Origin of the sequence: uncultured Sphingomonas sp. (assembly GCF_946477935.1) — a bacterium.
In the GTDB taxonomy this organism is placed as follows: domain Bacteria; phylum Pseudomonadota; class Alphaproteobacteria; order Sphingomonadales; family Sphingomonadaceae; genus Sphingomonas.
Map to the genome: position 1 here is coordinate 1 of NZ_CAMLAC010000329.1, position 2,979 is coordinate 2,979.

Annotated in this window: 3 protein-coding genes; 2 read left to right on the plus strand and 1 reads right to left on the minus strand. The window is 69.2% G+C overall.

Annotated features, from left to right (window positions below; all coding sequences use genetic code 11):
• Both Q0U08_RS19385 and trmFO read left to right on the plus strand, forming a co-directional pair.
• Positions 1-1,386: methyl-accepting chemotaxis protein (locus Q0U08_RS19385; RefSeq protein WP_298093410.1), on the plus strand; the 1,386-nt coding region annotated here is incomplete at its 5' end.
• A 10-nt stretch (positions 1,387-1,396) separates the two neighbouring features.
• Positions 1,397-2,767, plus strand: coding sequence for a methylenetetrahydrofolate--tRNA-(uracil(54)-C(5))-methyltransferase (FADH(2)-oxidizing) TrmFO (trmFO, locus tag Q0U08_RS19390; RefSeq protein ID WP_298093412.1), 1,371 nt, complete (start codon positions 1,397-1,399; stop codon positions 2,765-2,767).
• On the opposite strand, the gene Q0U08_RS19395 is transcribed toward trmFO, so the two are convergent.
• Positions 2,700-2,979: EF-hand domain-containing protein (locus Q0U08_RS19395; protein WP_298093413.1), on the minus strand; the 280-nt coding region annotated here is incomplete at its 5' end. The genes trmFO and Q0U08_RS19395 overlap by 68 nt on opposite strands.

Below are 2,979 nucleotides of genomic sequence, written 5' to 3' on the forward strand. Positions count from 1 at the left end.
GTGTCACATCGCCGGGTGTCACATCACCGTCATGAAACCGGCATCTGCCGTTTACTAACCAGCGATACGGGCACAAGGATGTTCGCCGATCCGTCGCTCACCCCGCCGATGACCGCTCCGCCCCTCTCGATCGCCGCCGATGCCACCGTCGCGGGCGCCATCGCCCTGTTCCGCGCCCATCCCGACCTGCGCGTCCTGCCCGTTCTGGACGCCGATGATCGCCCGATCGGTGCCATATACGAGGCCGATCTCCGCGACCTGCTGTTCAGCCCCTACGGCCATGCGCTTCTTCAGAACCCCAATTTCTGCTCGCGCCTGATCGACCTCGTCCAGCCATGCCCGGTGTGCGAGCGCGAGCGTCCACTGGCGGAACGGCTTGCGGTACACGCCGCCGCCGGCGCGCCCGAGGGATTGATCCTCACCCATGCGGGCCGCTTCGACACGCTGGTGGACGCGCGTACCCTGCTGCGCCAGGCGGCGGACCTGCAACTGGAACAGGCCCGCACCCGCCTTGCCCGTGCCGATGCGGTCGAGGCCGCGACACGCAGCTTCCTCACCGATATCGCCGCGCTCGCCGATGGCCTGACCCGCGCCGCCGAACAGGGCGCCGCCACGGCGCGCACCCTGTCCAACCATGTCGTGGAGGCACGCCGCAGCGCCACGATCGTCGCCACCGCCGCCGGCCAGACCGGCACCGCGCTGGGGGAGATCGCCGCGCGCAGCCGTGGCCTGGCCGATGCCTTTGCCACCATCGCCGCCGAGCTGGAGGCATCGCAGCACCTGCGCAGCCGGATCGACGCGCGCGTCGGCGACGCCGGGGCGCGCTCGCGGGCGCTGGCCGACAATGCCGCCGCGATCGACCGCATGCTGGTGCTGATCCGCACCGTCGCCCGCCAGACCAACCTGCTCGCCCTGAACGCCGGGATCGAGGCGGCCCGCGCCGGCCCCGCCGGACAGGGCTTCGCCGTCGTCGCGCAGGAGGTAAAGGCGCTCGCGCTGCAAACCGGCAGCGCCGCGCGCGATGCCGCGACCAGCGTACAGTCGGTACATGGTGCCGTCGACGCATTGGTCGCCGAACATGATCATATCGGCGAAACGATCGCCTCCATCGCCGGCATCTCCGCCGCCATCGCCGGCGCCGTGGACGAACAGCGCCTCGCGCTCACCGCGATCGCCGGCAACGTCGAACAGTCCGTCGACGCCGCCGCCAGCATCGACGCGCAGGCCCGCATCGCCGATGCCGCCGCCGCGCATGTCGGCCACGACGCCGACGCACTGCTCGCCTTGTCGGACACCCTCTCCGCCACCGTCGCCACGCTCGGCGACCGCGCCCAGGCCTTCGTCGCTGCCATCACCCGCTTGGACGAACCCGCCGCAATGGATTAGGGGGCACGGCATGACCCATCAGATCCACATCGTCGGCGGCGGCCTCGCCGGCTCGGAGGCCGCATGGCAATTGGCGCAGGCCGGCATCCGCGTCCGCCTGTCCGAAATGCGCGGCGGTGGTGACGCCACGCCCGCGCACCATACCGACGGTCTCGCCGAACTCGTCTGTTCCAATTCCTTCCGCTCGGACGATGCCGACAGCAACGCCGTCGGCCTGCTGCATCAGGAGATGCGCACGCTCGGCTCGCTGATCATGGCGCAGGGCGATCGTCACCGCGTACCCGCGGGCTCCGCGCTGGCCGTCGATCGCGACGGCTTCTCCGCCGGCGTCACCGCCATGCTGGAGGGGCACCCCAACATCACGGTGGTGCGCGAACGCATCGACACGCTGCCCGACGGCCCCGTCATCATCGCCACCGGCCCGCTGACCGCCGCCGGCCTCGCCGAACAGATCGGCGCTGCTACCGGCAGCGACGCGCTCGCCTTCTTCGACGCCATCGCCCCCATTGTCCACCGCGACTCGATCGACATGGACACCGCCTGGTTCCAGAGCCGTTGGAACAAAGGGGACGGAAAAGACTACATCAACTGCCCGCTTGACAAGGAGCAGTACCTCGCCTTCCACCAGGGCCTCGTCGATGGCGAGAAGACGCCGTTCCGCGATTGGGAACGCGATACCCCCTATTTCGAGGGCTGCATGCCGATCGAGGTGATGGCGGAACGCGGCGTCGATACGTTGCGCTTCGGCCCTATGAAGCCCGTCGGCCTCGACGACCCGCGCACCGGTCGCTGGCCCTATGCGGTGGTGCAGTTGCGCCAGGACAATGCCGCCGGCACGCTGTGGAACATCGTCGGGTTCCAGACCAAGCTGAAGCATGCCGAACAGGTCCGCCTGTTCCGCACCATCCCTGGCCTCCAGAATGCCGAATTCGCGCGGCTGGGTGGCCTGCACCGCAACACCTTCATCCGCTCGCCGGAATTGCTCGATCCGACGCTGCGGTTGAAATCGCGCCCCGATATCCGCTTCGCCGGCCAGATCACGGGGTGCGAGGGTTATATCGAGAGCGCTGCAATCGGCCTGATTGCCGGCCGTTTCGCCGCGGCCGAACTGCTCGGCCATGATCTCGCCCCGCCGCCGGTGGAAACCGCGCTCGGCGCGCTGCTCACCCACATCACCGGCGCGGCGGAGGCGGATACCTATCAGCCGATGAACGTCAATTTCGGCCTGTTCCCGCCGATCGAGGGCCGCACCAAGAAGGCGGATCGCAAGCGCATGTACACCGACCGCGCCCGCGCTGCGCTGTCACCCTGGCTCAGCTCTCTTCCGACACCTGCGGCGGCGATCCCGGCGGACATTTCGCGCGAGCCGGCTTCCGCTTGACCGCGGTGGTGGCGAATTCGGCGGCGTCCATCGTGCCCGACCGGTCCCGGTCGGCGCTGCCGAACTTCGCCGTCGTCTTGGCCGCCCATTCCTCGAACGACAGCCGCCCGTCGCCGTTGCTGTCCAGCTTCCCATAGGCCTTGCGCCGCGATGCCAGATATTCGTCGCGCGTGATCCGCCCGTCACGATCCTTGTCGTAGCGGCCGAAACGC